At 66.5% G+C, this 25906-nt stretch carries 26 protein-coding genes; 13 read left to right on the plus strand and 13 right to left on the minus strand.

The features are described 5' to 3' along the window. Nucleotides 1-1158 precede the first annotated feature (1158 nt). Complete coding sequence (locus tag QQL87_RS36460) at nt 1159-1560, plus strand: NUDIX domain-containing protein (protein WP_284423961.1); 402 nt, start codon at nt 1159-1161, stop codon at nt 1558-1560. Nucleotides 1561-1848: 288 nt separating this feature from the next. Then, nucleotides 1849-2136 carry a hypothetical protein gene (locus tag QQL87_RS36465; RefSeq protein WP_284423960.1) on the plus strand — a complete coding sequence of 96 codons (288 nt, stop codon included), beginning with the start codon at nt 1849-1851 and terminating at the stop codon, nt 2134-2136. Between the two features lie 35 nt (nt 2137-2171). Here the strand turns inward: QQL87_RS36465 and QQL87_RS36470 are convergent, their stop codons facing one another. From QQL87_RS36470 to argH, 4 genes are all read right to left on the minus strand, one after another. After that, the gene (locus QQL87_RS36470) at nt 2172-2495 is read right to left on the minus strand and encodes an addiction module antidote protein (RefSeq protein ID WP_284423959.1); all 324 of its coding nucleotides are present in this window, start codon (nt 2493-2495) and stop codon (nt 2172-2174) included. A 229-nt stretch (nt 2496-2724) separates the two neighbouring features. Then, nucleotides 2725-3990: a diaminopimelate decarboxylase gene (lysA, locus tag QQL87_RS36475; RefSeq protein WP_284423958.1), complete on the minus strand. Its 1266-nt coding sequence runs from the start codon at nt 3988-3990 to the stop codon at nt 2725-2727. 367 nt (nt 3991-4357) lie between these two features. Then, nucleotides 4358-4651 carry an LPS translocon maturation chaperone LptM gene (gene lptM, locus QQL87_RS36480; RefSeq protein WP_284423957.1) on the minus strand — a complete coding sequence of 98 codons (294 nt, stop codon included), beginning with the start codon at nt 4649-4651 and terminating at the stop codon, nt 4358-4360. A gap of 83 nt (nt 4652-4734) precedes the next feature. Continuing rightward, nucleotides 4735-6126 carry an argininosuccinate lyase gene (argH, locus tag QQL87_RS36485; RefSeq protein WP_284423956.1) on the minus strand — a complete coding sequence of 464 codons (1392 nt, stop codon included), beginning with the start codon at nt 6124-6126 and terminating at the stop codon, nt 4735-4737. A 98-nt stretch (nt 6127-6224) separates the two neighbouring features. On the opposite strand from argH, the gene tlpA reads away from it, so the two are divergent. Continuing rightward, a complete protein-coding gene (tlpA, locus tag QQL87_RS36490) occupies nt 6225-6914 on the plus strand; it encodes a thiol:disulfide interchange protein TlpA (protein WP_284423955.1) in 690 nt (229 codons plus the stop codon). Between the two features lie 9 nt (nt 6915-6923). Here the strand turns inward: tlpA and QQL87_RS36495 are convergent, their stop codons facing one another. From QQL87_RS36495 to QQL87_RS36520, 6 genes are all read right to left on the minus strand, one after another. Beyond that, nucleotides 6924-7121: a putative motility protein gene (locus QQL87_RS36495; RefSeq protein ID WP_008964847.1), complete on the minus strand. Its 198-nt coding sequence runs from the start codon at nt 7119-7121 to the stop codon at nt 6924-6926. 80 nt (nt 7122-7201) lie between these two features. Continuing rightward, the gene (locus tag QQL87_RS36500) at nt 7202-8080 is read right to left on the minus strand and encodes a 3-hydroxybutyryl-CoA dehydrogenase (RefSeq protein ID WP_284423954.1); all 879 of its coding nucleotides are present in this window, start codon (nt 8078-8080) and stop codon (nt 7202-7204) included. Between the two features lie 98 nt (nt 8081-8178). Then, entirely contained in the window at nt 8179-9117 is a 939-nt protein-coding gene (locus tag QQL87_RS36505) for an electron transfer flavoprotein subunit alpha/FixB family protein (RefSeq protein WP_284423953.1), read from the minus strand. Continuing rightward, nucleotides 9117-9866: an electron transfer flavoprotein subunit beta/FixA family protein gene (locus tag QQL87_RS36510; RefSeq protein WP_284423952.1), complete on the minus strand. Its 750-nt coding sequence runs from the start codon at nt 9864-9866 to the stop codon at nt 9117-9119. Before QQL87_RS36510 ends, QQL87_RS36505 begins: the two co-directional genes overlap by 1 nt. A 117-nt stretch (nt 9867-9983) precedes the next feature. Then, entirely contained in the window at nt 9984-10556 is a 573-nt protein-coding gene (locus QQL87_RS36515) for a cob(I)yrinic acid a,c-diamide adenosyltransferase (protein WP_284423951.1), read from the minus strand. A gap of 87 nt (nt 10557-10643) precedes the next feature. Beyond that, entirely contained in the window at nt 10644-10838 is a 195-nt protein-coding gene (locus QQL87_RS36520) for a twin transmembrane helix small protein (RefSeq protein ID WP_284423950.1), read from the minus strand. 118 nt (nt 10839-10956) lie between these two features. On the opposite strand from QQL87_RS36520, the gene QQL87_RS36525 reads away from it, so the two are divergent. After that, nucleotides 10957-11862: a YihY/virulence factor BrkB family protein gene (locus QQL87_RS36525; RefSeq protein ID WP_284423949.1), complete on the plus strand. Its 906-nt coding sequence runs from the start codon at nt 10957-10959 to the stop codon at nt 11860-11862. On the opposite strand, the gene QQL87_RS36530 is transcribed toward QQL87_RS36525, so the two are convergent. The 3 genes from QQL87_RS36530 to QQL87_RS36540 all read right to left on the minus strand — a co-directional run bounded on the left by QQL87_RS36530 (nt 11789) and on the right by QQL87_RS36540 (nt 15354). Next, entirely contained in the window at nt 11789-12946 is a 1158-nt protein-coding gene (locus tag QQL87_RS36530; RefSeq protein WP_502871259.1) for an ATP-binding protein, read from the minus strand. The genes QQL87_RS36525 and QQL87_RS36530 overlap by 74 nt on opposite strands. 546 nt (nt 12947-13492) lie before the next feature. After that, nucleotides 13493-14365 (minus strand): tRNA glutamyl-Q(34) synthetase GluQRS, encoded by an 873-nt coding sequence (gene gluQRS / locus QQL87_RS36535; protein WP_284423947.1) that lies wholly within the window; start codon nt 14363-14365, stop codon nt 13493-13495. Beyond that, the gene (locus QQL87_RS36540; RefSeq protein WP_284423946.1) at nt 14362-15354 is read right to left on the minus strand and encodes a nucleotidyltransferase domain-containing protein; all 993 of its coding nucleotides are present in this window, start codon (nt 15352-15354) and stop codon (nt 14362-14364) included. Before QQL87_RS36540 ends, gluQRS begins: the two co-directional genes overlap by 4 nt. On the opposite strand from QQL87_RS36540, the gene QQL87_RS36545 reads away from it, so the two are divergent. The 9 genes from QQL87_RS36545 to prfH all read left to right on the plus strand — a co-directional run bounded on the left by QQL87_RS36545 (nt 15343) and on the right by prfH (nt 25660). After that, nucleotides 15343-15996, plus strand: a complete 654-nt coding sequence (locus tag QQL87_RS36545) for a DNA-3-methyladenine glycosylase family protein (protein ID WP_284423945.1) — start codon at nt 15343-15345, stop codon at nt 15994-15996. The genes QQL87_RS36540 and QQL87_RS36545 overlap by 12 nt on opposite strands. 105 nt (nt 15997-16101) lie before the next feature. Continuing rightward, nucleotides 16102-17193: a DUF2855 family protein gene (locus QQL87_RS36550; RefSeq protein WP_284423944.1), complete on the plus strand. Its 1092-nt coding sequence runs from the start codon at nt 16102-16104 to the stop codon at nt 17191-17193. 75 nt (nt 17194-17268) lie between these two features. Then, nucleotides 17269-18243: a peptidyl-alpha-hydroxyglycine alpha-amidating lyase family protein gene (locus QQL87_RS36555; protein ID WP_284423943.1), complete on the plus strand. Its 975-nt coding sequence runs from the start codon at nt 17269-17271 to the stop codon at nt 18241-18243. A 234-nt stretch (nt 18244-18477) separates the two neighbouring features. Next, complete coding sequence (locus QQL87_RS36560) at nt 18478-19035, plus strand: HNH endonuclease (protein ID WP_006610584.1); 558 nt, start codon at nt 18478-18480, stop codon at nt 19033-19035. 281 nt (nt 19036-19316) lie between these two features. Further along, nucleotides 19317-21275: a putative bifunctional diguanylate cyclase/phosphodiesterase gene (locus QQL87_RS36565; protein ID WP_284423942.1), complete on the plus strand. Its 1959-nt coding sequence runs from the start codon at nt 19317-19319 to the stop codon at nt 21273-21275. A gap of 744 nt (nt 21276-22019) precedes the next feature. Beyond that, nucleotides 22020-23003, plus strand: coding sequence for a phosphotransferase enzyme family protein (locus tag QQL87_RS36570; protein WP_284423941.1), 984 nt, complete (start codon nt 22020-22022; stop codon nt 23001-23003). A gap of 168 nt (nt 23004-23171) precedes the next feature. Continuing rightward, nucleotides 23172-23624, plus strand: coding sequence for an inner membrane protein YidI (yidI, locus tag QQL87_RS36575; RefSeq protein ID WP_284423940.1), 453 nt, complete (start codon nt 23172-23174; stop codon nt 23622-23624). A gap of 276 nt (nt 23625-23900) precedes the next feature. Beyond that, entirely contained in the window at nt 23901-25040 is a 1140-nt protein-coding gene (locus QQL87_RS36580; protein WP_284423939.1) for an RNA ligase RtcB family protein, read from the plus strand. After that, nucleotides 25037-25660, plus strand: coding sequence for a peptide chain release factor H (prfH, locus tag QQL87_RS36585; protein WP_284423938.1), 624 nt, complete (start codon nt 25037-25039; stop codon nt 25658-25660). The genes QQL87_RS36580 and prfH overlap by 4 nt, the downstream gene beginning before the upstream one ends. Nucleotides 25661-25906: the final 246 nt, after the last annotated feature.

The following is a 25906-nucleotide window of genomic DNA, read 5'->3' on the forward strand; positions in this document are numbered from 1 at the left end:
CCTCGGAATGCCTGTCACTGAGATTATCGTGTCTCACTTGAGGGGGGCAGTCCAGCACTGTCACCGTAATCCGGTGTTTGAGCTGCCCGAACTACCGTAGCCAGCACATGCATGCGCCGAGTTGAATTTCATTTAGTGCCTGTCATCTAATTTGTCACACCTCCGCTCGTGCTGACGGGCAGGGCGAGGGATGAGATGGAGCACCAGATGCTCGGCCACCGCGTTAGGCCGAAAGGCGGCGCAACTTATTGACGTCCCTACCATCATTTTCCCCGCCTTCTCCGGACCCAAGGGCCAACCAAACGACAAAACCAGCGCAGCCAACCTTTAGGCCGGCCACGCTGGAAGTAGCGCTTTAGTCATTCAGGCTATTTTCGATAGACGACCGACAGAAGATCGATAAGGATCTTTGCAAGGTCTCGCCAGTTCTCAACCAAGAACCGGCGAACAGGATTTGAGTAGAAGCGTTTAGACATCGGGCAAGCTCCATCGTTGCGAGAAGTGAGTTCTCGCGTGGCATTGACAAAATTGCCTGAGGAGCCGAAAAACTATTTGCGCGGAGTCCTTCGGGACCTCCACCAGGCGGCGGGTATTAGGAGTGTCTGAAACCCCTTTCTACCCGCCGCCAATATCCACCATTGTCGTGCTCCCCACCAAGTAAAACGCGCCGCTCTCCACATGTATCTGCATTTTGGTCAATCTCTTTGGAAAAAGATTTTTCAAGTCCAAAATCAATAAGTAGTTCAACGGGTAGCGCTGGGGAAAATCGTCCCCTTTTTTATTCGGGCTGTGAACAACCCTGTAGCTCTCGGTTTTGTTACCTAACACTCGTTCGCTTCTCTCACCATCCCACAACCGCCGCCCGCCCCATGGGCGTTACAAGAGGCGCTGGTGGCGCGATACACGGGAGTTGCGGCGACGCTGCGCAAAACTTGCGATCAGCTCAGCCGACGGCCGCTCCCTCACTCCGTAGTCCATCCTCGACGCTGGGAATTTCGGTGACATTTCGGTGACGCTGCATTTTTCTCGGCATATTTCGGATGGATGCGAGGCGGACGAGGTCGGGCAGTTGACCTCCGAAACTGCCCAGGCCTCCCAGATCAATTCTGCTACGCTGCGCCTCAGCGACGAGATGGATTCGGCGGCTGGCACATGGCGATGAACGAGCCTCGGTTGGGCTGCGGTGTTGTGATCGTTGATGGCGAGGCGATCTTGCTCGTCCGGCGCCTTCACGACCCGGAGGCGGGCTGCTGGGGCCTGCCGGGCCGCAAGGTCGACTGGCTGGAGCCGGTGGAGGACGCCGTCAGGCGTGAGGCGACAGAGGAGCTCGACATCACGCTTGGCGATCTCAGGCTGATCTGCGTGGTCGACCAGATCGACCGGCTGAGGGGCGAGCATTGGGTTGCGCCGGTCTATCTCGCCGCGGGCTTCAAGGGTGAGCCGAGGCTGGTCGAACCCGACAAGCACGCCGCGTTCGGCTGGTTCGCCTTGCACGGGCTTCCGACTCCACTCACTCTTGCGACGCAGCAAGCCGTGCATGCGCCGTCCCGCGGGCGCTGAGTCCAGGACGATGCCTTCAAATCCTGGGTCCCGCTGCGTTGGCCTTTGATCAGGCGCACTGGCGCCGTAGGCCATGCGCAGGACCAGGCGAGCCGGGAGCATCAGCGCCATGCACACGTCGATCGCGCAGTTGGCGCCTTGTAATTACGATGACGCTGCATTTTTCTCGGCGTATTTCGCATGGATGTGAGGCAGAGATCGCTCGTCGGGAATGATGGTGGCTGTGTGACAACTGCAATCTCATCGCTTAGCAGCCCTGAGCGAACGAACTTTCGGGTGACGGAAAGAATGCAACAAGCGATCCGCGCGCTTCTCGGACTTGGGCCTCTTCCCAGCTCTGCGACGGCGACGACTCAGACGATACAGGCATTTGGAGAGCAGCTAGCGAAGGTTGAAACGCCTGTTACGAACGAAGAGGCGTGCGCATTGGTGACGCTGTTTGGGCCAGACGATTACTTTGGACTTGCATGGACGCTGCTGCATCTGAATGAGACGGCGCCAGGCTGGCCAGTCGAAGGCGCGCTTGATGGCCGCGAAGGCGAATGGATCGATCGCCTTCGGGAGCGCGCCGAGTAGCCAACGGCTGCCCTCCACTCCTCAGTCCCTCATCGTCACCGCAACGCCGCAGCTTTCGTCTTCGGCTTGGCTCGGGCCGGCTCAGCAGTCAGCCGGATTCCCATCGCGGCGATGATGCGCAGGACGGTTGCGAATTCGGGGTTGCCGTTCTCGCCGAGGGTCTTGTAGAGCCCCTCCCTGGTCACGCCGGCGGCCTTGGCGACCTGGCTCATGCCCTGCGCCCGGGCGACGAGATTGAGCGCGTCGCGGACCTCGGCGGGATCGCCATCGGCGAGCACGATGTTGAGATACTCCGCGCGGGCGGCCGGTGTGCGAAGGTGCTCGGCGGCGTCGAACGTCTTCAGCTTGCTGACTTTCATCGTCAGGCCTCCAATGCCACCGCACCGTTTCCGATGTCCGCGCGCCACATTGATATCGACATATAGGCCCCGTTGTCATCGTCCGCGAAAGCGGACGATCCAGTACGCCGTGACATCTCGGTTCAACATCGTCTGCCGCGGAGTACTGGATGCCCCGCCTTCGCGGGGCATGACAGCGGGTGTCGCGCACTGAGAGCACTCACTCACGCATCAAGCGGAGTAACGCCCCTCACAACCACGGCGCCGGCGAGTCCATCGCGATCAGCTGCTCGACCTCGATCCGGGGCCGGATCACGGCGGACTGGTCGCCCTTGACCAGGACCTCGGGCACCAGGGCGCGGGTGTTGTAGGTGCAGGCCTGGACGGCGCCGTAGGCGCCTGCGGTCATGATCGCGAGGAGGTCGCCGGGCTTGGGCTCGGGCAGCGTGCGGTCGAGCGCGAGATAGTCGCCGCTTTCGCAGACCGGGCCGACGACGTCGGCTGTGAATGACGGCGTACCCGGCGCGGGCTGCTTCACGGGGAGAATGTCGTGATGGGCCTCGTAGAGCGTCGGGCGGATCAGGTCGTTCATCGCGGCGTCGATGATGACGAAGTTCTTGGCCTCGCCGTGCTTCACATAGATCACCTTGGCGACCAGGATGCCGGCATTGCCGACGATCATGCGGCCGGGCTCGAACATCAGGGTGCAGCCGAGATTGTGGCTGACGCGCTTGACCATCGCGGCGTAGGCCGCGGGCTCGGGCGGCACCGCGGCGTCCAAATGATAGGGGATGCCGAGGCCGCCGCCGAAATCGACATGGGAGATGTCGTGGCCATCGGCGCGCAGGGTCTGCACGAAGTCGGCGAGGATGCGGAACGCGGTCTCCATGGGGCCGAGGTCGGTGATCTGGCTGCCGATATGGACGTCGACGCCGGTGACCTTGATGCCCGGCATCCTGGCGGCGCGGGCGTAGACCTTGCGGGCGTGCTCCAGCGGGATGCCGAACTTGTTCTCCGACTTGCCGGTCGAGATCTTGGCGTGCGTGCCGGCATCGACGTCCGGATTGACGCGGATGGAGATGCGGGCGGTGTGGCCGGTCTCCACGGCGAGCCGCGCCAGCAGGTCGAGCTCGGGCTCGGACTCGATGTTGAGGCAGTGGATGTCGGCCGCCAGCGCGGCGCGCAGCTCGGCCTCGGTCTTGCCGACGCCGGAGAACACGATTTTCCGCGACGGGATGCCGGCCGCCAGCGCGCGCTTCAGCTCGCCGCCGGAGACGACGTCGGCGCCGGCGCCGAGCTTCGCGAGCGTCCGCAGCACCGACTGGTTGGAATTGGCCTTCATCGCGTAGCAGATCAGCACGTCCTGGCCGGTGAAGGCCTCGGCGAACACGCGGTAGTGCCGCTCCAGCGTCGCGGTCGAGTAGCAGTAGAACGGGGTGCCGACGGTGGCGGCGAGTTGGGTGAGATTGACGGCCTCGGCATGCAGCACGCCGTCGCGGTAGTCGAAATGGTTCATGGGTCTGGTCCGCGCGGGGCTGCGAGAAAGGTGATTGTGGCGGCGAATTGCCGGGAAATGAGCGGGAATGTCAATTGAGGCGGCCGTCCTCGCCTGGAGAGGGAGCTGGCCGCAGCTCCGCACATTCAGGCAGCGCGATCGCATTCGGTGTCGTTCCGGGGCGCGCGCAAGCGCGAGCCCGGAACCCATAGCCACAGGATGCCGTGGGGGGCACGCTCGGAGTTGCCGGCTCGCCACGCCGCGGAGGCCCGTGGTTATGGATTCCGGGCTCATTCGCGCTGCGCGCGAATGCCCCGGAATGACGAACTCATTGAGACCCAGCCCTGGATCTCGAAGGAGGCTGGTCCCTCGGACCGACGCGCAGCCCCTATTTGCTGTCGAGCAGCGGGTCGAGGATGAAGGGTTTTTTCTGGCCGCGCGTCGCGGCGGGGGCGGCGTCGGCGCCGTAGCCGGAGTTGAACAGGCCCGGCTTGTTGGCGGCGTCGGTGGCGGTGTCGGCGGGAGCGGCCGACATCTGCGGGGCCGGCGGGGAATTGGCCGGCAGGTCCAACGGGCCCTTGCGCCCGCAGGCGGCGAGCAGAAGGGCTGTGGCGCCGAGGACCAGGAGGACCCGGGCGGCGGACATCGGACGGCGACTGCGATTCACGTGTGAAATCCCCATGCGGGCGGCACCATACAGAGATCAGCGGGACATGACGAGTGCCGGAGTGCCACGCCAGGGCGGTCAAATTTAGGACAGCAGCCCTACTTTCGCTGTTTTTCCAGCCGCTTCAGCCAGGCCTTGGCCTGCGCGGCGACGTTCTTCGGCGCGGTGCCACCGAAGCTGGTGCGGCTCTTCACGGAGGCCTCGACCGAGAGCACGCCGAGCACGTCGGCCGTGATCTTGGGCTCGACCTCCTGCATCGCCTTCAGCGGCAGCTCGTGCAGCGCGACGCCCTGCTTGGAGGCGAGCGCGACGATGCGGCCCGTCACGTGATGGGCCTCGCGGAACGGCATCTTCAGGGTGCGCACCAGCCAGTCGGCGAGGTCGGTCGCCGTCGCATAGCCCTCGCCGGCGGCGGCCTTCATGCGGGCTTCGTCCGGCACAAGGTCGAGCGCCATGCCGGTCATGGCGCGCACGGCGAGCGACAGCGCCGCGAACGCCTCCATCGCGCCCTGCTTATCCTCCTGCATGTCCTTCTGATAGGCGAGCGGCAGGCCCTTCATCACGATCAAGAGCCCGTTCAGCGCGCCGATGACGCGGCCGGTCTTGGCGCGGACGAGCTCGGCGGCATCCGGATTGCGCTTCTGCGGCATGATCGAGGAGCCGGTGGTGAACTTGTCCGACAGCTTGATCAGGCCGACCAGCGGCGAGGTCCAGATCACGATCTCCTCGGCGAAGCGCGACAGATGCACGGCGCAGATCGAAGCGGCCGAGAGCGTCTCCAGCACGAAATCGCGGTCGGACACGGCGTCGAGCGAATTGGCCATCGGGCGGTCGAAGCCGAGCGCCTCCGCTGTCGCGTGGCGGTCGATCGGGAACGAGGTGCCGGCGAGCGCGGCGGCGCCCAGCGGCGATTCATTGAGGCGTTTGCGGGCATCGAGGAAGCGGCCGCGGTCGCGGCCGGCCATCTCGACATAGGCCAGCAGATGGTGGCCGAAGGTGACGGGCTGAGCGGTCTGCAGATGGGTGAAGCCGGGCATGACGGTGCCGGCATGGTCGAGCGCGCGGCTGGCGAGCGCATGCTGGTAGGCGGCCAGCGCAGCGTCGATGTCGTCGATCTCGTCGCGCACGAACAGGCGGAAATCGGTCGCGACCTGGTCGTTGCGGGAGCGCGCGGTGTGCAGCCGCCCCGCGGCCGGCCCGATCAGCTCGCTGAGGCGGCTCTCGACGTTCATATGGATGTCTTCGAGGGCCCGCTTGAACTCGAACGAGCCCTTGGTGATCTCTGACAAAATCGTGTCTAGACCCTTGGCCATATTTTTCGCATCACCCGCGGTGATGATGCCCTGGGCAGCGAGCATCGCGGCATGTGCCTTGGAAGCGGCAATGTCCTGTGCGTAGAGGTGGCGATCGACGTCGATCGAGACGTTGATGTCCTCCATGATTGCGTCGGGACGCTCCGAGAACCGTCCGCCCCACATCTTGTTGCTCATGCCTGAACCGCTTCTTGAGACCTTGCTGACCGCTTTTGGATGGGACACACCGTCCGCGCCCCGAAACTCGCGCTCCTGATAGCCGCAACAGACCCGAGATGACAAACGATAAGCCAGAGCCGTCCCCTGCCCGCCCCGCCGGCTCCCGGCGCGCGCTGCTCGCCGCCGGCGCCCTTCTGGTGGTCGCGGTGGCCGGCTCGTCGGCGGTGCTGTTCGGCGGGGTGCTGAAGGGGCGTCCGGCCGGCGACCAGGCCTGCCAGGCCGCGGTCGCCACCGCCGCGCGGATCGCGCCGCTGATCAAGGGCGAGGTGGCAGCGCTGACGGCCGCCACGACACCGCTGCGGCTGCCGGATCTCGCCTTCGAGGATGGCACGGGCGCGGCGAAGAAGCTGTCGGATTTCCGCGGCAAGACGGTGCTATTGAACCTGTGGGCGACCTGGTGCGTGCCCTGCCGTAAGGAGATGCCGGCGCTGGACGGGCTGCAGGCCAAGCTCGGCAGCGACGATTTCCAGGTGGTCGCGGTCAATATCGATACCCGCGACGCCGAGAAGCCGAAGGCGTTCCTCAACGACGCCAAGCTGACGCGGCTCGCTTATTTCAGCGACCAGAAGGCGAAGGTGTTCCAGGACCTCAAGGCGGTCGGCCGCGCGCTGGGCATGCCGACCTCGGTACTGGTGGATTCCAATGGCTGCGAGATCGCGACTATCGCCGGTCCCGCCGAATGGGACAGCGCTGACGCGGTCAAGCTGATCCAGGCGGTCACGGCGAAGGCCGCCGCGGGGCTTTGATCGAAGAGCTCAGGCGGCGATGTTGAGGTTGCCGCCGACGCCGGGGCCGACATTGGCGAGCGACAGCGTCTGCTGCGCGCCGCCGAGCAGGGTCAGGACAGCGTCCTTCTGCGCATTCAGGTTCTGCTTCAACACCGATGTGGCGACCTGCTGCTGGGTCGCACTCGCCTGCTGCGCCAGCGCCGCAGCCACCAAGCTCATATCCATACGCATATCCCTCGTCCGGCCAAGCTAGCCGAACGGGCTTAACGAAGCGTATCGATCGCCCGCCTCAATGAACGGTTGAATTACCGCGTCGGCACCGGCTTGGCGCCGCGATAGTCGTAGAAGCCGCGCTGCGACTTGCGGCCGAGCCAGCCGGCCTCGACATATTTCACCAGCAGCGGACACGGCCGGTATTTGGAGTCGGCGAGCCCCTCATGCAGCACCTGCATGATCGACAGACAGGTATCGAGGCCGATGAAATCGGCCAGCTCCAGCGGGCCCATCGGATGATGGGCGCCGAGCTTCATCGCCGCATCGATCGCCTCGACGTTCCCGACGCCTTCATACAGCGTGTAGATCGCCTCGTTGATCATCGGCAGCAGGATACGGTTGACGATGAAGGCCGGGAAATCCTCGGACACCGCGACCAGCTTGCCCAGCCGTCCGACAAACTCCTTGGCCGCCTCGAAGGTCGAGTCATCGGTGGCGATGCCGCGGATCAGCTCCACCAGTTCCATCAGCGGAACCGGGTTCATGAAGTGGATGCCGATGAAGCGCTCGGGACGATCGGTGCAGGCCGCGAGCCGCGTGATCGAGATCGACGAGGTGTTGGAGGCGATGATCGCCTCCGGCTTCAGCACGGCGCAGAGATCGTGGAAGATCTTGCGCTTGACGTCTTCCTTCTCGATCGCGGTCTCGATGACGAGATCGCAGTCGGCCAGGCCGTCGAGGCTGTCGGTCAGCGAGATGTGCTTCAGCGCCGCGCCGCGGGCGTCCTCGGAAATCACGTTCTTGGCGACCTGACGCGTCAGATTGCCGTTGATGGTCGCCATGCCCGATTTCAACCGGTCGGAGGTGACGTCGTTGAGCACCACGTCGAGCCCGGCCAGTGCCGCGACATGCGCGATGCCGTTGCCCATCTGTCCCGCGCCGATCACACCGAGCTTGTTGATCTGAGCCATGTTGTCATCCACCCGAACGGCACGCCATCTGCGTCCGTCCATACCCTAGAAGAAAGAACACCGGCCGCCACTGTCCCGCGCGGCCGGCGTCCACCGCGTCACTTGCCGAGCGCTTCCGTCAGCTCGGGAACCGCCTGATAGAGGTCCGCCACCAGGCCGTAATCGGCAACCTGGAAGATCGGCGCGTCCTCGTCCTTGTTGATCGCGACGATCACCTTGGAGTCCTTCATGCCGGCGAGATGCTGAATGGCGCCTGAAATGCCGATTGCGACATAGAGCTCCGGCGCCACCACCTTGCCGGTCTGGCCGACCTGCCAGTCGTTCGGCGCATAGCCGGCATCGACCGCGGCGCGCGAGGCGCCGACGCCGGCGCCGAGCTTGTCGGCCAGCGGCTCGATGTACTTGGCGAAGTTCTCGCGGCTCTGCATCGCACGGCCGCCAGAGACGATGATCTTGGCCGAGGTCAGCTCAGGACGGTCGCTCTTGGCGACCTCCTCGCCGACGAAGCTCGACAGCGCCGGATCGCCGGCCGCGGCGACGGTCTCGACCGACGCGCTGCCACCTTCGCTCGCCGCAGCGGCGAAGGTCGAGGTGCGCACGGTGATGACCTTCTTGGCGTCCTTCGACTTCACGGTCTGGATCGCGTTGCCGGCATAGATCGGCCGCTCGAACGTGTCGGGCGCCACGACCTTGATGATCTCCGACACCTGCATCACGTCGAGCAGGGCTGCGATACGCGGCATCACGTTCTTGAAGCGCGAGGTTGCGGGCGCGACGATCGCGTCGTAGTTCGCGGCGAGCTTGACGACCAGGTCGGCGAGCGGCTCGGCGAGATCATGCGCGTAGGCCGCATCATCGGCGAGCAGCACCTTCTTGACGCCGGCGAGCTTGGTGGCAGCCTCGGCCGCACCCTTCGCGCCCTGGCCAGCGACCAGCACGTCGACATCGGCGCCGAGCGCTGTGGCCGCCGTCAGCGCCTTGTTGGTCGAGTCCTTGATGACGGCATTGTCGTGTTCGGCAATCAGCAGCGTGGCCATCAGAGCACCCCCGCCTCGGTCTTGAGTTTGGAAACGAGCTCGGCGACGTCCTTGACCTTGACGCCCGCCTTGCGGCCCGCGGGTTCCGCGGTCTTGAGGATTTCGAGACGCGGCGTGAGATCGACGCCGGTATCGGCCGCGGTCTTCTCGGCGATCGGCTTCTTCTTCGCCTTCATGATGTTCGGCAGCGACGCGTAGCGCGGCTCGTTGAGGCGGAGATCGGTGGTGACGATCGCCGGCCCCTTCAGCTTCACGGTCTGCAGGCCGCCATCGACCTCGCGGGTGACCTTGAAGTCGGAGCCGTCGACTTCGAGCTTGGAGGCGAAGGTCGCCTGCGCCCAGCCGAGCAGCGCCGCCAGCATCTGGCCGGTCTGGTTCGAATCGTCGTCGATCGCCTGCTTGCCGAGAATGATCAGGCCCGGCTGCTCGTCCTGGGCGACCGCCTTGAGGATCTTGGCGACCGCGAGCGGTTCGACATTGCCTTCGGCCTTGACCAGGATGCCGCGATCCGCGCCCATCGCGAGCGCGGTGCGGATGGTTTCGGAGGCCTGCGCGGGTCCGATCGAGACCACCACCACCTCGGTCGCCTTGCCGGCTTCCTTCAGCCGCAGCGCTTCCTCGACGGCGATCTCGTCGAACGGATTCATCGACATCTTGACGTTGGCGAGCTCAACGCCCGATCCGTCGCTCTTGACGCGGACCTTGACGTTGTAATCGACCACCCGCTTGACCGGCACCAGAACCTTCATCGATCCTCTTTCGCTCTTAATTGTCCGGGGTTGACCTTTCGGGCGCGGAACCTAAAGCGCCCGTACCCCCCGGTCAACGCGCGAGGGGCGAAAAAACGCAAGCCCGCAAGTCCCCGGTTAACGGTTCTGCCCGGGCACCCACAACACGTCGCCGGCGCCATTCCGGTTCGCGGCCCGGCTGGCCACGAACAGGAAATCCGACAGCCGGTTCATATAGCGAATGGCGGCCTCGCTGACCGGCTCGTCCGGCTTGTCGGCGAGTTCCGCCATGATCCGTTCCGCCCTGCGGCAAATGGTACGTGCGACATGCAGATGCGCCGCCGCCGGGGTTCCCCCTGGCAGCACGAAAGAGGTCAGCGGCGAGAGCCGTTCGTTCAGCGTATCGATGTCACGCTCCAGACGGTCGACCTGGCTGCCGACGACCCGCAGCCGCTCCGCCTTGCCCTCACGCTGCGGCACGGCCAGATCCGCGCCGAGGTCGAACAGATCGTTCTGGATCAGGCCGAGCATGGCATCGATCTCGGGCGTGTCGGCAAGATGCAGCCGGACGACGCCGATCGCGGCATTGGTCTCGTCGACAGTTCCATAGGCGGAAACCCGCAGGTCAAATTTGGGACGACGCTCGCCATTGCCGAGCGCGGTCGTGCCGTCGTCACCGGTCCGCGTATAGATGCGATTAAGGACAACCATGCTGCTTTCTCAAAATCCCAGTGTCCCGACAAATCCCAGTGTCTCGACGGCGCAGTCCATCAACGCCCCGCCATCAGCGTCCCATTATCAGCGTCCCATGGCCCAGACGGTTGCCATGGCAATGACGATCGCCACGAACTGCAGGATCACTCGCCAGCGCATCAGCTTCTGCGACAGGTTCGGCGAGCCGCCGCGCGTCATGTTGACGAGACCTAGAAACAGCACCAAGGCAACCGCGCCGACCGCGAGGGGAAGGATGAATTTACCGAGAAGTGAGGCCATTGGCGCTAGATAACACCACGGAAGCAGGAGCGCTATGCCGGATCGGGGCACCCAGGGCTGCAACTTCTGGCTTTTGGGTCCGTAATATCGGATTGTACGAGATACGTTCTTTTGCGGAGTGCAGGAACAGGTGAAGGCGCTTCGCTACATCTTCCACGTCATCATGGATGCGTTCTACACGTTCCTTGCAGATGACGGCTGGGCCATCGCGAGCCACATCGCGCTGTCCACCCTGATGGCCCTGTTTCCGTTCCTGATCGTCCTGACCTCGCTCGCCGGCTTTCTCGGCTCCAAGGACCTCGCCGATCAGGCCGCAACCCTGATGCTCCAGACATGGCCCGCCCAGGTCGCGGATGCGCTGGCCGGCGAGATCCACGACGTGCTCACCACGACTCGGAGCGACGCGCTGACCATCGGCGCCGTGCTCGCAGTGTACTTCGCCTCCAACGGCGTCGAGGCGCTGCGGGTGGCGCTGAACCGCGCCTATGGCGTGATCGAGCAGCGGCGCTGGTACTGGCTGCGGCTGGAATCGATCGGCTATACGCTGGTCGCGGCCTTCACGGCGCTGGCGATGTCGTTCCTGATCGTGCTCGGCCCGCTGATGGTGGCCACCGCGCGGCGCTTCCTGCCGCTGGCAGTCGAAGCCAATGCGCACTTCGTCAACCTCTCGCGCTACGGCATCACCATCAGCGCGCTGATCATCGCCTTGTTCATCCTGCACGCCTGGCTGCCGGCGGGCCGGCGCAGCTTCATGCAGATCATGCCCGGCATCATCTTCACCTTCGTCGCCTCGCTGGTGTCGGGCATCGTGTTCGGCCAGTATCTGGCGCGCTTCGCCAACAACTACGTGACGATGTATGCCGGGCTCGCATCGGTGATCATCGCGCTGGTGTTCCTGTATTTCATCGCCGCGATCTTCGTGTATGGCGGCGAGCTGAACGCATCGATCATCAAGTCGCGGCTGCCCCGCGGCGTGTCGCTTCAAGAAGCGCAGTCGCTAGAGCCCGCGGCGAGACGGGCTTGAGCAGGAAGGCGTCGGCACCGGCGGCGCGCGAGGCCGCCTCGTCCTCGCCGCGGCCGGACACGCCGATGATCGGGATCGCGCCGTGCGGCCCATCCAGCTTGCGCACCCTGGCGATCGCTTCGACGCCGTTGATGCCGGGGAGCACCATGTCCATCAGCACCGCATCGTAGCTGCCGGCAGCGATCCGTTCCGGCGCGGCCTCGCCGCGGCCGATAAACTCGGCCTGGTGGCCGAGCTCGTTGAGGATCGTATTCAGCACGACGCGGCCGAACGGATTGTCCTCGACCCCGAGAATGCGCAGCGGCCGCACCGGCGCCAGGGTCACGCCGTCCTCGCCTCCGCCGACCGTCGCGTGGGGCGCCGCGGCGATGGTCAGCGTGACCGTCAGGATGAATGTCGTGCCGCCGCCCTCGTGCGGCACCACCGCGACGTCGCCGCCCATCGCCCGCGCCAGCTGGCGGACCGAGAACAGGCCGAGGCCGGCGCCGCCGAAACGGGAGGCGATCGAGACGTTCGCCTGACTGAACGGCCGGAACAGTCGCTTGATTTCCTGGAGGGTCAGGCCGATGCCCGAATCCGAGATGTGAAAGGCGATCGCGACCTTGCCCTTGGCGGCCGCCTTGGTACCCGTGCCACGCCCTGCCTTGCCAGCCGAGTTCTTGCCAGCCAAGGCGACCTTCAGCGCCACGCCGCCCTGCTCGGTGAACTTCACGGCATTGTCGATCAGGTTTTCGAGCGCCGCGCGCAGCCGCACGGGATCGCCGATCACGAGCCCCGGCAGGGCGTCGGAGACGTCGACATTGACCTCCAGCCCCTTGGCCGCGGCGCGGCCGGAGAGCGAGTCGCCGGCGGCCCGCGCCAGCACGCGCAGGTCGAACAGGTCCTCGCGCAGCAAGGCCCCCATGGACTCGTCCTTGGCCGCATCGACGAACAGGGTCGCCAAGCTCGACAGATGCTCCGCCCCGGCCTTGATCGTGTCGACCCAGCGCCGCTCGCGCTCGCCGAGCTCGGAGGTGGCGAGCAGGTCGCTGATGGCGAGAATGCCTGTCAGGGGCGTGCGGACCTCGTGGGCGAACACGGCCAGCGCAGCCTCGACTACACCAGCACCCGGCACCCCGGGACCGATCCTGGACTCTGACCTGGTCGGCGCAGACTTCGTCGCGCTTCGTCCCCCCGCCATGGCGGTGACCTGAGGAACGTGCTTCTTCAGCGGTCGCGCCTTCGCGCGCTCCTTGGCCGGCGCCGCCTGCGCAGCCTCGGTCTTTGGCCGCAGCCGTCTCGCGGGCGTCTTTCCAGCGCGAGCCTTGCCAGCGGGAGCCTTTCCACCGGGGACTTTTCCACCGGAGCCCCTGGCCGGGCCGGCGGGCCTGGGCGCAGCCGGCGTCGCCGGTCGGGCCCGACGCCCCGTACTCATCTTCCGAACGCGCTTCATCATGGCCCCTGTGACATGAACTCCGAAAAACGAAGGGGCACTTCTACTGTCATGTCTCGTCGTGCCGCTTTCGATTGAAGCTCCCGTTAACCCGCGCCATTGATCAGCATGGCACGGTCGTTTCCGGGTGTCACGATGCCCCAGAGGTTGTCCCCGCCGGAAACATTCGGTGACACCGGGGCTTGCGGCAGGACACGGCTACACCATGCCGATCCTGTGTCGGATTTCCGCCGGCGAGACGCCTTCCGCGCGCAATGTGCGCAATCCCGTCGCCTGGCTGGACTTGGACAGCTTTCGGCCCTGATCGTCGCGAATCAGTTGGTGATGCCGATAGGCCGGCGCCGGCAGGCCGAGCAGGACCTGCAGCAGCCGGTGCACGCTGGTGGCATGGAACAGGTCCTGGCCACGCACCACCTCCGTCACGCCCTGCAGCGCGTCGTCGATCACCACCGACAGATGATAGCTGGTCGGCGTCTCCTTGCGCGCCAGGATCACGTCGCCCCAGGCCTCGGGTCGGGCTGGAACCGTGCCGGCCTCGCCCGCCGGCCCAGCCCCGAGTTCCTCCCAGCCCAGCCGGCCCGCACGAACGGCCGCCGCGGCCATGTCGAGCCGCAGTGCATAGGGCGCGCCGCTCGCCATCAGCTCTGCACGCTGCGCTTCAGAGAGCGTCCTCGCCGCGCCCGGGTAGAGTGGCGCGCCATCGGGATCGCGTGGCCAGGCGCCGTCCACGTCGCGCTCGGCCACCAGCCGTGCGACCTCGGCCCGGCTCTCGAAGCTCGGATAGACGAGCCCCATGGCCTGCAGCCGCTCCAGCGTAGCGCGGTATTCGGCGAGATGCTCCGACTGCCGCCGCACAGGGTGCTCCCAGGCGATGCCGAGCCAGGCGAGGTCCTCATAGATCGCCTGCTCAAACTCCGGGCGGCACCGGGTCGGGTCGATGTCCTCGATGCGCAGCAGCAGGCGGCCGCCGCTCTCCCGCGCACGCTGGGCGTTCAGCAGCGCCGAATAGGCGTGGCCGAGATGCAGGTGGCCGTTGGGGCTGGGGGCAAATCGGAAAACGGGTGGCGTCATGATGCGATCGAGGCCACAGAGCCCTGCGCCTCTCCTGTCTGCGCTTCGTGTTCCAGACGCTCAACCACGGTCCGATAGAATTGCTCGGCCTGCTGCCTCATGTCGACTGGCCGGATGTCGACTGGCCCGCCGCCACGGTCGCCGAAAGCCGTGCGGGCCAACCCGAACTCGGAGTCGACGAACTCAGCCACTACGGCCGGGAGCGGTCCGTTGCCGAGCTCGCGGGTCAACGCCTTGCGCCGCATCAGTCCGGCCACCTCCGCCTGCAACGCCGCAGGCGGATCGCACCCGGCCATCAAGGACGAGAAATCCATCGGCGCCTCAGCCTCTGTCGGATGCAGCCGCAGCCAGCGCAACGTTGCGGCCGGCCACAGCGCATAGAAGAGCCTCTTCTGCGCAACGTCCGTGCCGTCCCCGAAGTACACGCGTCGCTGCCGCTCACCGAGAAGCAGATAGTGCCGCGCAATCGCATCGCGGCTCATCACACTGCGGGCGAAGGCGAGGAAGTCGTCGCGAAACCAGGCCAGCCCGCGATACACCACCGGCGACCGCAGCCACTCGATGATGACGGTATTGCCCTTCAGCAGCAGCTGCAGCGCCTTGGCGAGGTCCCAACCATTGGCGTCGTAGTCGTCCTGCAGCGGAAACTCGATGACGTCGCGCACCGGCCATGGCTTGATATGATCGGCCGCGCGCCGCACATAGACGAATCTGCAATCATAATCGCTGTCGGGCGAGGCGAAGCCCCAGGCACGGCTGCCGCTTTCGATGGCGAGCGGCAGAAACACGCCGTGCTCGTGCACCACACGATCCAGCAGGCCGTCGATCCCGGCGACCTTGGCGCCGTCCATATCAGAGGGGATGCTACGCAAGCTCATGGAAATTCCAACCTTGAATGATGCTGCCTTAGCTCCGCCCCTCGGGGCCGTCCACCCGGCGCGATCCAGCGCGCATGCGGCGTTGCGGCCCGCGCTGCCATGACGCTGCACCTCGACAGCCAGGACATCCTCGAGGACGCAGTCCGCGCGCTGGTGACCCAGGACCCGCGCCTGGCGCCGATCCTGGCCGCCACCGGCATGCCGGCACTGCGGCGGCGCGAGCCGGGCTTTGCCGGGATCGCGCACATCGTCTGCGGCCAGCAATTGTCGACCGCGAGCGCGGCCGCGATCTGGGGGCGGCTGCAGGCAGCGTTCGAGCCGTTCGATGCGGAGGCGATCCGCCGCGCGCGGACCGACCGGCTCGGGCGCCTCGGCCTGTCCGCCGCAAAGATCAAGACGCTGAAGCACATCGCGCGCGAGCTAGCCGCGGAGCGGCTGAACCTCGACGTGCTCGCCAACGAGGACGCCGACGCCGCGCATGCCACGCTCACCGCCCTGCCCGGCATCGGCCCGTGGACGGCGGATGTCTACCTGCTGTTCTGCCTGGGCCACGGCGATGCCTGGCCGGCCGGCGATCTCGCCGTGCAGGAGGCCGTCAAGGTCGGGCTCGGCTTGGCGACGCGGCCAACGGCCAAGCAGATGATGCCGCTCGCCGAAGCGTGGCGGCCACTGCGCGGCGCCGCGGCGCATCTGTGGTGGAGCTATTACCGCGTGCTCAAGAAACGCGAGGGCGTCATCACGCCGGCGAACTAACAACTTCGGCGAACGCCGTTTCAAACAAAGTTCGGGTTGCAAAATGGTCGTCGATGTCGGCCATGATCGCTCCCGACTTGCCATCGAACCGCGGAGGTCCTCATCATGCAATCGTCCGATTTCATCGTCGCCCGCGACGACCTGCCGCAGTGCAAGACGATCGTCACCGAGCTTCCCGATGCCGGCGGACTGCCTGCCGAGGCGCTGCTGGTCAAGGTCGATCGCTTCGGCTTCAGCGCCAACAACATCACCTACGCGCTGCTCGGCGAGCAGCTGAAATACTGGCAGCTGTTTCCGGCGCCCGACGGCTTCGGCATCATTCCGGTGTGGGGCTTCGGCGACGTGATCGCGTCGCGGCATCCAGCCGTCGCGGAGGGCGAGCGCCTGTTCGGCTATTTTCCGATGGCGACGCATCTCGTCATCGAAGCCGCCGATGTCGGCAAGCGCGGCCTGCGCGACGCCGCCGCGCACCGGCAGGGCGTAGCCCCGGTCTACAACGCCTATGCGCGGGTCAGCGACGATCCCGCCTTCGCCGGACGGCAAGGCGACCAGCAGGCGCTGCTGCGCCCGCTGTTCATGCTGTCGTTCCTGGTCGACGACTTCCTCGCCGAGCAGGCGCATTTCGGCGCCACGGCCGTGGTCCTGTCCTCGGCCTCGAGCAAGACCGCGTTCGGACTCGCCCACCTGCTGCATACGCGGCGCAAGGACATCCGCGTGATCGGGCTGACCTCGCCATCGAATGCAGCCTTCGTCCGCTCGCTCGGCTGCTACGACCAGGTCGTCACCTACGACGCAGTCGGCACGCTCGACGCGCGGTCGCGCACGGCCTTCGTCGACATGGCCGGCAACGCCGCCCTGCGCGCCGCGCTGCATCGGCACTACGGCGACAACTTGGTCTATTCCGGCCGCGTCGGGCTGACGCATCAGGACGGCATCAACGACAAGGAGGCGCTTCCCGGCGCCCGGCCTGCCTGGTTCTTCGCGCCCGACCACATCAGGACGCGCGCCAAAGAATGGGGGCCCGGCGGGATCGAAAAGCGGCTCGGCGCCGCGTGGCAGGACTTCGCCCCGCGGCTCGACGGCTGGCTCACGATCACCGACGCACGCGGTCCCGACGCGGTGCGGCGCATCTACCTCGACACATTGCAGGGACGCATTCCGCCAGATCAGGCGCACATGCTGACAATGGCAGCATGAGGCGCTTTCCGCCGGGTGCCGGTCGCGTGTAGCCTTGCGCCGACGCGGATGGCGCGAATTCTCGGAGGTTACGGCATGTCCCCCATTCTCGGTTCTGGCGACTTCAGCTATCGCGTCGTCAAGGACTGGGCGAAGCTGCCGGAGGGCTGGGCGCTGACCGACGTCGCTGCGGTCGCGGTCGACAGCAAGGACCGCGTCTATGCGTTCAATCGCGGCGCCCATCCGATGATCGTGTTCGACCGCGATGGCAACTTTCTCAGGAGCTGGGGCGAAGGCCTGTTCAGCCGCGCCCATGGCCTGTCGATCGACGCCGACGACAATCTCTATTGCACCGATGATGGCGACCACACGGTGCGCAAATGCACTGATGACGGCAAGGTGCTGCTGACGATCGGCCTGCCGGAGCATCCGACGCCGTTCATGAGCGGCGAGCCGTTCAACCGCTGTACCCACACCGCGCTGTCGCCGTCCGGCGAGATCTACGTCTCCGACGGCTACGGCAATGCGCGGGTCCACAAATATACGCCCGACGGCAGGCTGATCCGCAGCTGGGGCGCGCCGGGCTCCGATCCCGGCGAGTTCAACATCGTTCACAACATCGCGACCGATGCCGACGGCTTCGTCTATGTCGCCGATCGCGAGAACCACCGCATCCAGATCTTCGACGGCGACGGCCGCTACGAGACGCAGTGGAACAATTTGCACCGGCCCTGCGCGCTGTGCGCCTGCGGCGCCCGCCGCAAGACCTTCATCATCGGCGAGCTCGGTCCCGGCTTGCCTGTCAATCTCCACGTCCCCAATCTCGGCCCGCGCCTGACCATCGCGGATGCGAGCGGCAAGCGGCTGGCGCGGCTCGGTGGCGAGCACGGCCCGGGCCTGGAAACCGGCCGTTTCCTGGCCCCGCATGGCCTCGCCATCGACAGCCGTGGCGACATCTATGTCGGCGAGGTCGGCGTCACCAATTGGACCACGAGCTTCCCGGACCAGCCGATGCCGGCCGAGGTCAGGATCCACCGCTGCCTGCAGAAGCTGGAGCGCGTCCCGGGCTGACGGCGGCTGGCCGGCTGGGCCCGGCGGCGCCTGACGATTTGCAATTGATTTGCATTGCAACAGATCGCACCTTGGCCACGGTTCTGACGTGCTTTGGACCGCAGCCGGAAAGGCGGGAGAAGCCATGTCAAGCCATGTGTCAAGCCATTCTTGGGGCTTCACATTCCCGTCACGCTGCATGTAGTATGTCGGGGCATGCTGCTTCGCAGCCGTTATGGAGGCCAGGAGCGTTAATTGAACGCACATGTCTCGCAAGGCGGTTGGCCGGTGTTGGTGCTGAACGCGGACTTCCGGCCGCTGAGTTACTACCCGCTGTCTCTCTGGTCGTGGCAAGACGCGATCAAGGCGGTGTTCCTCGATCGCGTCAACATTGTCGAGTACTACGACAGGGCGATCCGAAGTCCATCGTTCGAGATCCAGCTGCCCAGCGTGGTTTCGCTGAAATCCTTCGTCAAGCCGAGCACGCACCCGGCCTTCACCCGCTTCAACGTCTTCCTGCGCGATCGCTTCGCCTGCCAGTACTGCCACTCCGGCGACGATCTCACCTTCGACCACGTCATTCCGCGCAGCAAGGGTGGCCAGACCACCTGGGAAAACGTCGTCGCCGCCTGCTCGCCCTGTAATCTGAAGAAGGGCAATCTGACGCCGCAGCAGGCCAAGATGTTTCCCAAGCAGGCGCCCTACGCGCCGACCGTCCACCAGCTCCATCGCAACGGCCGGCTGTTTCCGCCGAACTACCTGCACGACAGCTGGCTCGACTACCTCTATTGGGACACCGAGCTCGATCCGTAGCGGATCGGGCGGCAGCCGGCGTCCGTCATTCCCCGCGGCGTGCGGGGCGCCTCTCTCATCCGGGCCCTGCGGTCCCCGGCCTTGGCACGATCCGGCATCGTTCGTCCGAGACTCACGCGCCGTCTCCGTCGCGCCCTCCGCCCCGCGAACCACAAGCGGTATTATCGGGCGGATTAACCCCACCTTAGGCCCCTTTTCAGCATGCTGGTGCGCTTCCATAGGGGCCGCCGCCATGGCCGCCTCCTTCCGTCACCGATCCAGCAGGGCCATCCGTTTCGCGCATGCAGTCCGCTCCCACCGACCCCAAGGCGGCGGCGCTCGCGAAAGCCCAGGCAGCGAGCTCGCTGCAGAACATCTTCCTGACCCTGTTCGCGAACGTGGCCATCGCGCTGTCGCTGGCGCTGCTGATCTATCTCAGGGAGGGCAGCGCGCCGATCCTGTGGTGGCTGGCCGCGGCCGTGGCGTTTGCCGTATTGCGGGCCGCATGGGTCTCGCACCTGAAATCGTCGGGGAAGATCGAGCGGGATCCGCACCGCGTGCTGCGCACCCTGACGATGATGGCGTTCGCCAGCGGACTGCTGTGGTCGGTAGTCCCGCTCGGCCTGCCGGTCTTCACGCATGCCCACAACGTCAACGACGTCGTCTTCATCATGGCCGGCACCACGACCGGCGCGATCATCCAGAGCCTCGCCTACTCGCGGATGGCGATCGCCTTCGGCGCGCCGTTGATGGGTGCGACGATCCTGCGGATGCTGCTGTCCGGCGGCGACGTCGGCTACATCGTGGCCGCCGACATCGCGTTCCTGACCGTCATGCTGTTCCGCTCGGCCCGGCTCGGCGAGCTCAATTTCATCGCCAGCCACAGCACGACCATCGCGGCGACCGAGCTTGCGGATTCGCTGGCCGCGGCCAATCAGACGCTCGAGCGCCTGGTGCGGATCGACTCGCTGACCGGGCTCGCCAACCGCAGCCACTTCCGCACCGTGGCCGGCGCCGCCTGCGCCGGGGGACAGGGCGTCGCCTTCCTGCTGTTCGATGTCGACAACTTCAAGATCATCAACGACACCCGCGGCCATGAGGCCGGTGACCGCGTGCTGCAGATGGTGGCGGCGCTGCTGGGCGCGGCCTGTGGCGCGGATGATCTGCCGGTCCGCCTCGGCGGCGACGAGTTCATCGTGGTGCTGCAGGGCGAGGATGTCGCCGCGCGGGCCGTGGCGCTCGGCGAGCGGCTGATGAGCGCGCTGGAGCGGCCGGTCCTGATCGCGGGCCAGCCGCTGACCGTCAGTTGCTCGATCGGCATCGCGGCGCAGGCGGAAGGCGCCATTGATCTCGAGGAGCTCTCGGCGCGGGCCGACGCCGCGCTGTATCGCGCCAAGGACGACGGCCGCGCCTGCATGCGCGTGTTCGATGCGCAGATGCAGTCTGCGCTCACCCTGCAGCGGCGGCTGGATGCCGAGCTGCACGCGGCGCTGGCGCGGCGCGAGCTCCATGTCGAATTCCAGCCGCAGGTCGCGATGGCGAGCCGGGAGGTCATCGGCTTCGAGGCGCTGCTGCGCTGGAACCATCCTTGTGCCGGGCTGATCCCGCCGCCGGACATCGTGTCGGCGGCGATCCGGCTGCGCCTGTCCGGCCAGCTCACCGAGTTCGTCGGCGAGCGCGTCTGCGCGTTCCTGCGCGCGCTCGACCGCAAGAAGGCGCACGGCATCCGCGTCTCGATCAACGTCTCGCCGCGCGAATTCCCGATCCACTCGCCGGCGCAGACGCTCAAGCTGGTCTCGGAGCGCTACGGCGTCGACCCCAAGCGGATCGAGATCGAGGTCACCGAGGAGGCGATGTTCGATCCCAAGCGTTGCGCCGACGAGCTCAAGCTGATCGACCAATACGGCTTCGGTCTTGCGATCGACGATTTCGGCGTCGGCCATTCCTCGATCGCCAACCTGATGGCGGTCGAGATCGACACCATCAAGATCGACCGCTCCTTCATCGACGGCATCGCCGACGACCGCCGGGATCAGCAGCTCGTCGCCGCCATCACCGCCGTGGCGCTGCCGCTCGGCCACCGCATCATTGCCGAGGGTGTCGAGCGCGAGGCGGATGCCGAGTGCCTGCGCATGCTCGGCTGCTCCTATGGCCAGGGCTGGCTCTACGGCAAGCCGATGAAGGAGGACGACGCGATCGCCTGGCTCGTCCGCCATCGCCAGGCCGCCGCCGCAGTCGAGCCTCTGCCGCGCAGCGCGTAGCCGATCCGGCGGCCGCCGTTGGTCGCACGCATCGCGCCGCGCCGACCTCACACCGAACCTGGGATCGAGGCGAACGATCATCGCAGCAAACGCTCATCGAGACGTGCGTTCATGATCTCGCGACATCGCATGTCCGAGGTGTGCTGATCGAACTCCCCTCTCGACACGAGAGGGTGCAGGGAAGACCGAGCCTCGGCTGAGGCCCGTGGCCCCCGTGCGGAGAAAATGCACGGGGAGGGAACCACAGGTTCAGCCAGAGCGACCCGGCCTTCCCTGCGCGATGGTTTTCACGGCTGCTCCGCGCTCTCCCCGGGGACCGGCTTGTTTGCCCCCGTCATCGGCGACGACGCACGAACGTCATCGCCAACTTGGCGCCAGCTTCGGGGCGCCAGGACCACACGGCTTGACCGTCCGCGAGCTGCCAGTCGTCTTGCGCAACAGCGCCTGACAGGCTCACGGCCACCACTCCCCACCCCTACGTATCGTGACGACGCGTACGCCCCTCTGCATGAGGCGGGATACGCGCAACATACACGGGTTCCGAAAAAGCGAAACAGAAATCTTTTTCGCGGGAGGACTGGACAAGTGCGACGGAGAGCGTCCGCGTGATAGCCCGATTTGCCCGACGGGCAGTCTGGAACAACCAGCGGACGACAGCGCCGACGGATTGCTCGTGAGCGCTCCTTTCAACACGAGGCGCAGCGGCCTAGGATGACGTCGCATCCCCAATGCGGAGCAGGCGACGTGCCCGACTTCGAGCCGATCTACACCACGACCGGCGCCGAGAGCGTCGGCCGCTTCGTGGCAACACACTACGCGCTATCAGAGCCGCTCGCGTGCCGCATGATGAATCGTGGCTTCAATGACGTCTACCTGGTCACCGCGGCAGGCGGCGACCGCTACGTCTTCCGCCTGTCGCATCACCGCGCCCGCGGCCCGGCCGATGTCCGCACCGAGACCGACTTCCTCGCGCATCTCGTCCGCTGCGGGGTGCCCGCCGCCGCCGCGATCACGACGCGCGACGGCGCGTTGTTCGTTCGCGGCGAGGCGGCGGAAGGCGTCCGGGAAGGCGTGCTGTTCCGCTCGCTCGACGGACGGACTCCGGACCCGGCCTGCCCGATCGACGCGCGCGCCACCGGGGTCACGCTCGCCAGGCTGCATGACGCGGCGTCCAGCCATCGCGCCGAAGCGCCGCTCTACCAATTGGACCTTGACCATCTGTTGCGCCGACCGCTCGCGCGGGTGCAACAGCTCTGTCGCGACATCGGGGCCGACGACGGCGGTGTCCTTGCGGAGATCGCCGCGCGCACGGCTGAACGGATCGAGGCGGTGCACGGCCTGACATGGACGCATTGTCATGGCGACTGTCATGGACGCAACGCCCGGATCAACGATAGCGGCGAGGCCGTGTTCTTCGACTTCGATGACGGCGGTCCCGGCTATCTCGCCTACGACATCGCCGTCTTCCTATGGGCCATGCACGCGTTCGGCCGCCGACTCCCTGCGACCTGGCGCGCCTTTGTCGACGGCTATCGCTCGGTCCGTCCAATCTCCGCGGCGGACTTCGAGACTGCGCATGCCTTCGTGATCGTGCGGCATCTGTGGGTCATGGGCGAGCACGCCAGCCGATCACGTGAATGGGGCAGCGAGCCGGTTCGCTGGATCACGCGAGAGCGCGAATTTCTCGAGGGCTGGGAGGCGGAGCATCTCGCGGACCGCCTGCTATGAGCTTGAGCGGATCGGAGGATTTGAACCGGACAGCTCCGGCGGCCGACGCATGATCCGGCGTTCAGCGTTTCAGGGTTCGGTCCTTTCCGCGGTGACGATGACGAGATTAACGTTCCGCAATCCTTCCGCGACCCAAGCAGCGGACGCCCGCATCGGAGGTTTTGAGCCATGACGGACACGATCGTTCGGTCACGCCGGCTGGGCATCATCGGTTGCTTGATCGGACTCGTCGCGCTGGTCGCAGCGGTCCTGCCGCACTGGGTGCTGCCGGTGATCGATCCGCCGCCGCCGATCGACCAGGTCATCGTCGACGTCGGACATCGCGTCAAGGAGCGCCTGGTGGCGCGGATCAAGGGCGTCGAGTATCACGCGCCGGTCCGTGAGACATCGTGGGCCGACCGCCTGCACCAGCAATTGCCGGCGGCCGCGGTGTTGCTCGGCCTGCTCGCGATCATCCTCGGCGTCGTAGGCCAGTTGCGTCGCGAAGAGCGGCACATCGCGGCGATGGCCACGACCTTGGGCGGCTGTGCGATCGCGGTTCAGCTGTCGTTCGTGCTAATGGGCGTGCTGGTCGTGATGGCAATCCTCTATCTCATCGGCGATTTCCTCGCGCTGTTCTGAGCGCAGCGGCGAGCGACCGTGTCGCAGAGGTCACAGGCGCCAGCTCCGCGCATCACCGCCCGTTGTCAAACTACGAACGATGTGATTAGTAGCCGCCGGCGTCGAGCATTCCGCTCCGCTGCACAGGAGAGAGATGATGACTGCGATCATCCGTTGCTCCGCCGGGAGCCGCCAGGCCTGATCCTCGCGTGAGGCGAGGTGTGGTTCGGCACGCGTGCGTTCGCGCGCGCTGTTAGTCCCTGACCAAAACTCCCTATCTTTCTCCAAGGTACCCACATGGGCAATTCCCATCGCGTGGACGGCCGTGCGCCGGTCCACGGCTTCTACGCGTCCAGCTCCTGGATCGAGGGCGCCGCCGTGCGCCAGCTCGAAACGGTGGCTGACATTGTTGGCGTGCGCGCGGTCGCCGGCCTGCCGGATCTGCATCCCGGCAAGTTCGGTCCGGTCGGCTGCGCCATTCTCGCCGACCAGATCCATCCGGCCTTCGTCGGCTCCGACGCCGGCTGCGGTATGGCGCTGTTCGCACTCGACCTTGCTTCTCGCCGCATTCGCGTCGACAAGGCCGCCGACCGGCTGCGCGATATCGCCAAGCCCTATGATGGCGACATCGCAGGTGAACTTGCAGCTCACGAGGTTGCACCGTCCGATTTCGATGCCGCGCTCGGCACGATCGGCGGCGGCAACCACTTCTGCGAGCTGCAGGCGGTCGAAGAGGTGTTCGATGCCAACTGCGGCATCGATCGCGACCGCGCCCATCTGCTGGTGCATTCGGGCTCGCGCGGCCTCGGCCATGCGTTGCTCGAACGGCATGTCGCGGACGGCTTGAAGCCGCTCGCGCCAGACAGCGAGGCCGGCCAAGCCTATCTGGCGGCGCATGACCACGCGCTGCGCTGGGCGCAGGTCAACCGGCAGCTCATCGCGCGGCGTGCGGCAGCGGCGTTGCGTTGCGAGGCCGCTTCCGTCTGCGAATGCTCGCACAATTGCGTGGTCCATCGCAGCGAGGGCGTGCTGCACCGGAAGGGCGCGGCGCCGTCCGACCAGGGCCTCGTCGTGGTGCCGGGCTCGCGCGGCGCGCTGTCCTATCTGGTCGCGCCGCTCGCCACGGCGCCGAAGGAAGCGCTGTGGTCGATCGCGCATGGCGCCGGCCGCAAGTTCGATCGCAGCTCGATGATCGGCCGGGTCGGCGCCACCAAATCGGATCGCGAGCGGCTCGCGCGCAATCCATTCGGCGGCCGCGTGATCTGCGAGGATCGCGCGCTGCTCGCCGAGGAGGCGCCGGAGGCCTACAAGCCGATCACAGGCGTGATCGCCGATCTCGAGAGCTTCGGGCTCGCGCGCGTGGTCGCGAGCTTCCGGCCGCTGGTGACGGTGAAGAAGATCGCCACGATGCGGCGACAGAAGGAGGACCGCCGATGAGACGGCTCCTCCTCACCTCGGGACGCGGTCCGGCCGAATGCCGGATCGCGGTGGCGCATGCGCTGACGCGGCTCGCTGACGAAGCGCAAGCTGCGGAGTGCGACTGCGCGACCGCGACGGGTGACCCGGACCGTCACGGCCCGGCCAGCGCGATCGTCGTGCTGGACGGGCCGGCGGCGGACGATCTCGCGCGACGGTGGACGCAGGGCTCGCTGCTCTGGGTGTGCCGCAGTCCCGTGCGGCCGCATCACGGCCGCAAAAACTGGTTCGTCGGTGTCGTCGACCTGCCGATGCCGCAGCAGGTGCCGGCCTTGGCGGCGGCGGACGTCAGGTTCGAGAGCTTCCGCGCCGGCGGTCCGGGCGGCCAGCACCAGAACAAGACCGAGAGCGCGGTGCGTGCCGTGCATCTGCCGAGCGGCCTCACCGCGATCGCCCGCGACGGCCGCTCGCAGCATCGCAACAAGGCGCTGGCGCTCGCGCGCCTCGCCGCGCTGCTCGACGGCCGCGCGCGCGTCGCCGAAGCCGGCGAGGCCCGTCTGGTCCAGGCCGCGCATGATCACGTCACGCGCGGCGCTGCCGGCCTGCGCTTCGAGGGGCCGGCGTTCAGGCCGGCGGGATGAGCGACAAGCGGCCGGGGAATGAACCTCCCTGGCCGCGCCCCGCGCCGCGAAGACTCGTTCCGAGTCGGAAGCAGAGCGACCGGTTTTGACGAGAGTGTTGCGCCCATCTGCCTCCACATCGTCATGGCCGGGCTTGTCCCGGCCATCCACGTCGTTCGGCATCCTGGGAACGACGTGGATGCCCGGGACGGGCCCACGGCTGTCCGGTTTAGAATGAGTGGACAAGGCGCATGGCGTGGATTCTTC

It is taken from the genome of Bradyrhizobium sp. SSBR45G, assembly GCF_030159255.1.
Taxonomy (GTDB): Bacteria; Pseudomonadota; Alphaproteobacteria; order Rhizobiales; family Xanthobacteraceae; genus Bradyrhizobium.

Coding starts and splice junctions, on each gene's coding strand:
- QQL87_RS36495 (WP_008964847.1), bottom strand. CDS start 7,121: ATGGATATGAGCTTGGTGGCTGCGGCGCTGGCGCAGCAGGCGAGTGCG.
- QQL87_RS36465 (WP_284423960.1), top strand. CDS start 1,849: ATGCAACAAGCGATCCGCGCGCTTCTCGGACTTGGGCCTCTTCCCAGC.
- lptM (WP_284423957.1), bottom strand. CDS start 4,651: ATGGGGATTTCACACGTGAATCGCAGTCGCCGTCCGATGTCCGCCGCC.
- QQL87_RS36580 (WP_284423939.1), top strand. CDS start 23,901: ATGGGCAATTCCCATCGCGTGGACGGCCGTGCGCCGGTCCACGGCTTC.
- QQL87_RS36555 (WP_284423943.1), top strand. CDS start 17,269: ATGTCCCCCATTCTCGGTTCTGGCGACTTCAGCTATCGCGTCGTCAAG.
- gluQRS (WP_284423947.1), bottom strand. CDS start 14,365: ATGACGCCACCCGTTTTCCGATTTGCCCCCAGCCCCAACGGCCACCTG.
- prfH (WP_284423938.1), top strand. CDS start 25,037: ATGAGACGGCTCCTCCTCACCTCGGGACGCGGTCCGGCCGAATGCCGG.
- yidI (WP_284423940.1), top strand. CDS start 23,172: ATGACGGACACGATCGTTCGGTCACGCCGGCTGGGCATCATCGGTTGC.
- QQL87_RS36545 (WP_284423945.1), top strand. CDS start 15,343: ATGACGCTGCACCTCGACAGCCAGGACATCCTCGAGGACGCAGTCCGC.
- QQL87_RS36520 (WP_284423950.1), bottom strand. CDS start 10,838: ATGGCCTCACTTCTCGGTAAATTCATCCTTCCCCTCGCGGTCGGCGCG.
- QQL87_RS36505 (WP_284423953.1), bottom strand. CDS start 9,117: ATGGCCACGCTGCTGATTGCCGAACACGACAATGCCGTCATCAAGGAC.
- QQL87_RS36510 (WP_284423952.1), bottom strand. CDS start 9,866: ATGAAGGTTCTGGTGCCGGTCAAGCGGGTGGTCGATTACAACGTCAAG.
- QQL87_RS36460 (WP_284423961.1), top strand. CDS start 1,159: ATGAACGAGCCTCGGTTGGGCTGCGGTGTTGTGATCGTTGATGGCGAG.
- argH (WP_284423956.1), bottom strand. CDS start 6,126: ATGAGCAACAAGATGTGGGGCGGACGGTTCTCGGAGCGTCCCGACGCA.
- QQL87_RS36565 (WP_284423942.1), top strand. CDS start 19,317: ATGCAGTCCGCTCCCACCGACCCCAAGGCGGCGGCGCTCGCGAAAGCC.
- lysA (WP_284423958.1), bottom strand. CDS start 3,990: ATGAACCATTTCGACTACCGCGACGGCGTGCTGCATGCCGAGGCCGTC.
- QQL87_RS36500 (WP_284423954.1), bottom strand. CDS start 8,080: ATGGCTCAGATCAACAAGCTCGGTGTGATCGGCGCGGGACAGATGGGC.
- tlpA (WP_284423955.1), top strand. CDS start 6,225: ATGACAAACGATAAGCCAGAGCCGTCCCCTGCCCGCCCCGCCGGCTCC.
- QQL87_RS36550 (WP_284423944.1), top strand. CDS start 16,102: ATGCAATCGTCCGATTTCATCGTCGCCCGCGACGACCTGCCGCAGTGC.
- QQL87_RS36470 (WP_284423959.1), bottom strand. CDS start 2,495: ATGAAAGTCAGCAAGCTGAAGACGTTCGACGCCGCCGAGCACCTTCGC.
- QQL87_RS36515 (WP_284423951.1), bottom strand. CDS start 10,556: ATGGTTGTCCTTAATCGCATCTATACGCGGACCGGTGACGACGGCACG.